Source organism: Nostoc sp., assembly GCF_035638895.1.
Classification (GTDB): domain Bacteria; phylum Cyanobacteriota; class Cyanobacteriia; order Cyanobacteriales; family Nostocaceae; genus Nostoc.
In genome coordinates this window covers 1-6457 of the sequence record NZ_DASQZC010000493.1, presented here as the reverse complement: position 1 = coordinate 6457, position 6457 = coordinate 1, and the positions used below count along the sequence as shown (strand labels likewise).

The window sequence follows — 6457 nt, the reverse complement described above, 5'->3', positions numbered from 1 at the left end:
TTTGAACTGAGCCTCAGAAAACGGGTTATCATCGCTTACCCTCGGTCGTGCAAAACTCTGTGCGAGGCCAAGTACAGCAAGAAGCTCAACAGTGTTACTCGCAGTCATAGGGCTACCACGATCGGAATGAATCGTCAACTGCGCTCCTTCTTCAATTCCCTGCTGCCGCAGTGTTTCACGGATAAAGTGCTGTGCACGATCAGAATTTTCTTCGTGCGTTATCATCCAGCCGACAACATATCGACTGTAGACGTCGATCATCACGTAGAGGAAATAATACTTCCCCTTTATTTCTGCCGGCAGCCTTGTAATGTCCCAACTCCACAATTGCCTCGGTGCCGTAGCCTGCATTATGGGCTTTTCGTATTTCGGGTGGCGCCTTTGATTGCGGCGGTCCTTAATCTCCTCTGCTTCTGACAGCAAGCGATACATGGAACGTATCGAGCAAAGCCATTCCCCGCGATCCATGAGCTTGCTGACTATCTGATATGGGGTGTCCTCGACAAAATCCTCAGAATGCAGGAGATCACGAATTTGAGCCTTCTCCTGCGAGCTTAATGCATTCGATGGAACTCGGGACACTTTTTGTCTTGGACCATGCATCTGCCATCGATTCATGCTCGACCGCGACACACCATATATGCCTGCAAGCCAGCTCTGACTGACTCGCCGTTGGATCAGTTCAAGAATGCCCTGCTTCACGATTTCCCGCTTTTCCAGTCGGCTTCCGGAGGCTGCTTTATCCCCAAGATCTCTGATATTTTTTTTTGAACTTCGATGACAACTTCCGCCTGTCGCAAACGTTCCTGGAGCGCCGCACACTCTCTTTCCAGTTGCGCGATTCGCTTTTCTGCTTTAGCTTCCAGGTCAGGCTTCGGCCCACGCTTTTTGCTCAATGAGCCGGCAAGAGCTTCTTCAGTCTCTTCCTTCCACTTGGCGACCTGCGCGGCATAAAGCCCTTCCTTGCGAAGGAGTTCACCTACAGCTCCGCGTTTGCCTCGACATTCTTCAAGCCGCTCTAGAATCGCAAGCTTGTATTCGGGATCGAAAACCCGGCGCTTGGGTTTATCGTTGACCTGCGTCCGAATTTTGCCTTCAGGTAATGATTCAGAATTACCAATGCTTTCAAGCTTCTTTGCCTTCGCCGATTCGGACATGATGAAACCTCATTTCCGCCACTTTTACTTCACTAAATTATCGGTAAAAGCTGTCTCGAACTTGCCTGGCACATAGGGACCCAACCGTCTATCCATTTTCTGAAAAGCTATGCCGCCAGATATTTGCCGACCTATATAGAGAGGCGATCGCGCCCGACTTAATCAAAGAGAACATTGAATCAAGTTTCTGGCCCGCACTTGGAGCCGGGTATATCACAGAAGAAAATCTCCGAAAAAGGAGAACATATACACCAAAAGACAAAGAAGAGTGCGTAAAGAAAATTGCCAGTTCAAATATAAAAATGACCATATCTCCTGACACCACTTACCCAGGAAACATTAAGCAGTTATTCGATCGATTGGGTTTGTTTAAAAATGCAGTCTTACACAACAATAGAGTCGATGCGTTTATGGCCTTTTCCAAGAGAGAGACAGCATTTACATCATTTGCTACGGGCTTTTGGCCAATTGATCCATATGGAGATGCAGAAATACTTTTCTCTGAAAACTTAAATCCATTAGCATGGACTGTTAAAGACGATAAAGTTATTCATGATATTGTTGCAAAGTTTTCGATTGCTGAGAATTTGAACAAAAGGTCCGAGTCCGCGTTAAAATTAAATGAGCACATTTTTGATGAGGCTGTATTCAATATCTACAGCCATAGCAGTTACTCACTGACTTCGTCAGATCCTCGAATACTCGAAAGATACCAAGAATCCGTTAGCGACCCTATGCCTTGGCAAATTGTGGGTGACTGATAATGACGCGCTGAAATTCGATTGTTCTAAAAATGATGAAGAGGTTGAATGCGTGTGGGGTCATCCAATGTAGTTTTGCCTAGCCTTGTGGTTGATGAAAATATTGAACACGCAGCCGCGGGTTTTTGCCGCATATATAAATGCCTGTTTAAACAGATTTTATTATTTACAATGAAATGATATTTTGTATTTAAATATGATCAGAAAAATTAAAAGCAATACCATCCATGTGTTCATTGGGCTCTGCGCTTCCTTGTCGCTTACTTCCGGCTTGATCATCCACTTTTACATTAACAGAATGGGTTATGAAGTGGTTAACGCTTGGCTGGAGTCCGAAGCAATCTCTATCCAGGAGGGAAATTTTGTTGTTGGATTGTCCAGGTTCTCGCGAGCGATACTCACTTCGAATGTTGTCACCACTATCACCGTATTTCAGATTAAGCCTTCGAAAATGACACCGATTGCCTCATATGGGGAAATGCTTTCCAGAGTCGACGTCTGTAAGAGCTTTGAACACCAATTGGATGTCATGACAAGCTGTAGAGTTTCCCTATTCCACGAAGTGATAGTTTACAGATCCTCGTATCGTCCCGATCTTGTCGTTGCTTTCGATCTCCAGCCCAGGGTTGCCAAATTTCTATTCCTTCTTTTGACTGGCCTGATTACAATTATTGCTGGAGTGTTCGTTATAGCTATGAAAAGGGTCGCAACGGCTGAGCATAAAAACAGGTTGATGCTCATTAAAATGGCCATTGATAGTCTAATTTCAAATTCAAAGCCAAACGCGCTTCTTCTGTCTGAATTGCCAGATTTGGAGACCAACTGGAACGAACTGACTAGCAAAGTTGCATCCATGAAAGTCGAACTTGAAATGTCGACAAGGGAAGCTGAAATTGGCCGTATTACGGCTCAGCTTACACATGATTTAAGAGCTCCGTTAGGTTCAATAGAACGTTTGCTTTTTTTAGATCCGGATACAACCGTTCGTAGTCAACACGATGTCATTAGGAAATCTGTGCATCGCCTTACATCAATGATCGATTCGCTTCGTAGCGGAAGCCTTGACTTACTTGTTGAACCAAGGCCATGTGAGTTTGGCTTTGAACAGATTGTTTGCGAACTTGATGCCTTGGCCTCCTTTAGACAAGTTGATGTCAGGCTGTTATCTAAAGCTAGTATATTCCACCTAAAGATTGATGCTCCCAAGTTTGAGCGAGCATTGGTTAACCTTGTTTCCAACGCACTTGACTTCGCAAGATCTGAGATCATTGTTAAAGTGGAAGCTTTGGATGGCAATTTTATCATGCACGTTATAGATGATGGTTCAGGAGTCCCAGATGAATTCCTCCCGAGGCTCTTCCAACGTGGGGCAACCCATGGGAAGCATAACGGCACTGGCCTGGGCCTTGCATACGCAAGACAAATCATGCGCGGGCATGGAGGAGATGTTAGGTACTATAGGGAGAATGGTATGACCGTTTTTGAATGCTTTTTGCCGAATGCTGTCGTGGAAAAGGAGGATATGGGGGAGAGCCAAGTTGTTAAGCACCAGGATATTCCACAAGAACCACAAGAGAATCAACCAGATATCAAGCAGGTCTCAATTTGTTTCAAGTCGGACCGTTTGAATCAGCGCGTGCATGAACGTCTTTTGAGAATCACTACCGAAAGTCACTCATTTATCACCGGATTTCACATAAACTCATCAATCGTGCTTACAGATTTCGAGGAAATGGCTGAAGAGGCAATGGCGGCTGAGAAGAGAATCATTATGTTTGAGGACTCGCTCAGCGATGATGAAATCGTTCGCCGTGCTCCCATCCGTCTTGGCCTGAGGGGCTGATCATGGCGTTTTTGAATGATAGAAAGATCCTGGTTGTTGAGGATGATCAGTATGAGATCACCAATATCAAAAAGATTCTAGGTCAGATCTCCGGTAATTTCAGGATCGTTGAAACTGTGAGTCAGGCATTTGATGCCCTCTCCCGGGAGGCTTTCGACCTTCTCCTCAGCGACCTGCATATTGAAACGAAAGCGGGCTTTGAACGCCCGGATGGTCTTAAAGTTATAGCCTTTGCGAGGCAGCAGCAGCCCAACCTTGTGATCGTGGCGAATTCATCCGATCCTCGCAGTGATATATGGAATGAGGCCCTGGCGGCCGGAGCTCAGCACTTCATTCGCAAGCCGCTCACGAAAGCTGACGAGCTCATCATTGCCTTTAATCTTGCTAAGGAGCGAAAGACTCTTATCTCGTCAAAAAACGAGAAGCGAACGGTCCGCAAGAGTTCCTATGCGCATTATTTGGAGCAGTATCCCGAGGGCGTGGTTTTTGACAGGCTAGATATGCAGCGGGCTCAGGGACTGGCCAAAAAGCATAGTATTCCAGCCGTTCTCTTTGGAGAAACCGGTACCGGCAAGGAGGAGTTTGCGCGCCTTGTGCACAGACTCCGAATCCGGCAGGAAGGGGAAATTCCTTTTATTGCCGTCAACTGCGCTACCATTACAGAAGGCTTGGCGGAATCCCTGCTCTTTGGTCACAGAAAAGGCTCCTTCACGGGAGCCCATGAAACTACAACCGGCTACATTGCTGAGGCCGATGCCGGCATCCTATTTCTGGATGAGATCCATGCCCTTGATCTCAAGATTCAGCAAAAACTTCTTCGGGCGTTGAATGACGGCACGTTCAATCGACTAGGTGAAACCAGGACCTATACTTCGAGATTTCAACTCATCTGTGCCACGACCAAGGATCTGGATGACGAGGCGGAGGCCGGGCGCTTTTTGCTGGATCTTCGCGGGCGCATCTCAGGCATCGATATCCAAATGAAACCTCTCCGTGAGCGTAAGGAGCATATCCCGGCCCTATCTGCTCTCTTTCTGATCAAAAGAGGAATTCACCTGGAAGCGGATCATTTCGAACTCCTCTGCCGGCGTCTTAGTGAATATTACTGGAGGACCAATATCCGACAGCTCATCAAGGTGCTGGATGCCTGGCTTATTCGCTGCGATTTTGAGGACCTGTCCCTGCATCCGGATCATCTTCCAATTATCAAAGGCATGACGGCACCAGGGGGCGATGTAACTAGGCGGGGCGAGACTGGGAATAACTGTTCAGCAGCGGATATTCATCGGCTGATCGATCGAGCGATCGCTGATGATATTAACCTTGAGATCTGCATAGCCGAAGTGGAAAAGGTGGTTATTGAAGCTGCAGTGAGCAGGCACAAAACTCTTGGTGCCGCGGCTGATGCTCTCGGCATGGCGCGGTCGACTTTCGATGCAAGGCGGAAGAAGCTGGGTCTTTTGTAATAAAAAGGCTTCCGCAGTGCGGAACTTAGGATGGAGCGTCTGACCAACCCTCGTTGTGGCCTGTGGCACACTGGAATGAGCGAACTTGCTGGCGTCACCATTGGAAACAATATCTCGCAGCTACTTCCGAGCGAAATTCAAAAGCTGGCCCTGCCGACTGGGGAAATTAAGACTCCTTCTTTCTCGATTTCCGCAAAGACTGCCCGAATTTCGAGGACAATTCGAGGACAATTCGAGGACAATTCGAGGACAAAATCGCCTGAGCGTTTATGTGGGCTGTGTTGCGTTTGCAAACGCTGAGCGAGAAATCCGCCGGATTCTCGAAGCCTCATGCAGCCATGGAATAAAAGATTTCAGCAGAGGTGTATCCCTCTGCTTCGAGCTGTCGTTTTCGAATGATCCTCATCGACTCAAAACCGCCAATTGTAATCTTTGCCGTTCGAAACCTCTTGAAACCCAACGTGGCTCTGCATAGCAGCTTGATGGGCCTTTGGTCCTGCTCGATAACATTGTAGAAATATTTGTTCTGACGAATTTCGATATCGGTGCCTTCGCCCTCATTATGGGCGTGAATGCCGGCGGCGTTGGCTCCGCTTTTGTCGATGGTGATTTTTATGGGTTCGTCATTTAACTTGACAGCCCTGGAGAGAAAACGTTGTGCGGCTTTCCGGTCGCGCTTTGCCGTTAGCAAATAGTCCACTGTATTGCCTTCCTTATCCACTGCCCGGTAGAGGTATTTCCACTGGCCTTTGACCTTGATATAAGTTTCATCCAAAAACCAGCTCCTACCCGGAGGCCTCTTAAGTCGGCGCACGGCCTTTTCCAGACCTGGCGTAAATTTCATGACCCAGCGGTAAATGGTGGTATGATCAACTTCAAGCCCGCGCTCCGCGGCCATCTCTTCAAGATCCCGGTAGGTCAGCTTATAGGAAAGATACCAGCGGACATGGAGCATGATGATGTGGCGCTCGAAACAATGTCCTTTGGTGTCAAAAAGCATGAGCCGGCCTCCCGAAGTTTTTGCAAGGATATCATGGCATCATCCAGCTGCAACAGAGCCCAATTGAGCACTTGCGCTAGGTTCCGGTTTTCATGGATCCCAGCCAGACTCCCCTATATCTCAGCCAAGTATGAGACAGTTTCTGCCGATAAATTAGTATAATGAAAGTGGCGGAAATGAGGCTTCATCCATGTCCCAGACATCCAAAGACAAAAAGCTTGTGGGTTCAG

6 protein-coding genes are annotated in these 6457 nt (G+C 47.4%); 3 read left to right on the top strand and 3 right to left on the bottom strand.

Features of this window, described 5'->3' with window-relative positions:
- Together VE944_RS34025 and VE944_RS34020 are read right to left on the bottom strand one after the other, a co-directional pair.
- On the bottom strand, positions 1-702 hold a 702-nt coding region (locus VE944_RS34025), incomplete at its 3' end, for a DDE-type integrase/transposase/recombinase (protein WP_324983359.1).
- On the bottom strand, positions 699-1157 hold the full coding sequence (locus tag VE944_RS34020; RefSeq protein ID WP_324983356.1) for a hypothetical protein: 459 nt from the start codon (positions 1155-1157) through the stop codon (positions 699-701). The genes VE944_RS34020 and VE944_RS34025, both read right to left, overlap by 4 nt.
- A 302-nt stretch (positions 1158-1459) precedes the next feature.
- On the opposite strand from VE944_RS34020, the gene VE944_RS34015 reads away from it, so the two are divergent.
- The 3 genes from VE944_RS34015 to VE944_RS34005 all read left to right on the top strand — a co-directional run bounded on the left by VE944_RS34015 (position 1460) and on the right by VE944_RS34005 (position 5227).
- The gene (locus VE944_RS34015; protein ID WP_324983353.1) at positions 1460-1918 is read left to right on the top strand and encodes a hypothetical protein; all 459 of its coding nucleotides are present in this window, start codon (positions 1460-1462) and stop codon (positions 1916-1918) included.
- A gap of 196 nt (positions 1919-2114) precedes the next feature.
- Positions 2115-3761, top strand: coding sequence for a sensor histidine kinase (locus VE944_RS34010; RefSeq protein WP_324983350.1), 1647 nt, complete (start codon positions 2115-2117; stop codon positions 3759-3761).
- A 2-nt stretch (positions 3762-3763) separates the two neighbouring features.
- A complete protein-coding gene (locus VE944_RS34005) occupies positions 3764-5227 on the top strand; it encodes a sigma-54-dependent transcriptional regulator (RefSeq protein WP_324983347.1) in 1464 nt (487 codons plus the stop codon).
- 328 nt (positions 5228-5555) lie between these two features.
- Here VE944_RS34005 and VE944_RS34000 read toward each other — a convergent pair whose 3' ends face one another.
- Positions 5556-6227, bottom strand: a complete 672-nt coding sequence (locus VE944_RS34000; RefSeq protein ID WP_324983345.1) for an IS6 family transposase — start codon at positions 6225-6227, stop codon at positions 5556-5558.
- Positions 6228-6457 lie beyond the last annotated feature (230 nt).

Bases quoted from the DNA above. Each gene is read 5' to 3' on its own strand.
- VE944_RS34020 (WP_324983356.1), bottom strand. From the start codon at position 1,157: ATGTCCGAATCGGCGAAGGCAAAGAAGCTTGAAAGCATTGGTAATTCT.
- VE944_RS34015 (WP_324983353.1), top strand. From the start codon at position 1,460: ATGACCATATCTCCTGACACCACTTACCCAGGAAACATTAAGCAGTTA.
- VE944_RS34010 (WP_324983350.1), top strand. From the start codon at position 2,115: ATGATCAGAAAAATTAAAAGCAATACCATCCATGTGTTCATTGGGCTC.
- VE944_RS34005 (WP_324983347.1), top strand. From the start codon at position 3,764: ATGGCGTTTTTGAATGATAGAAAGATCCTGGTTGTTGAGGATGATCAG.
- VE944_RS34000 (WP_324983345.1), bottom strand. From the start codon at position 6,227: ATGCTTTTTGACACCAAAGGACATTGTTTCGAGCGCCACATCATCATG.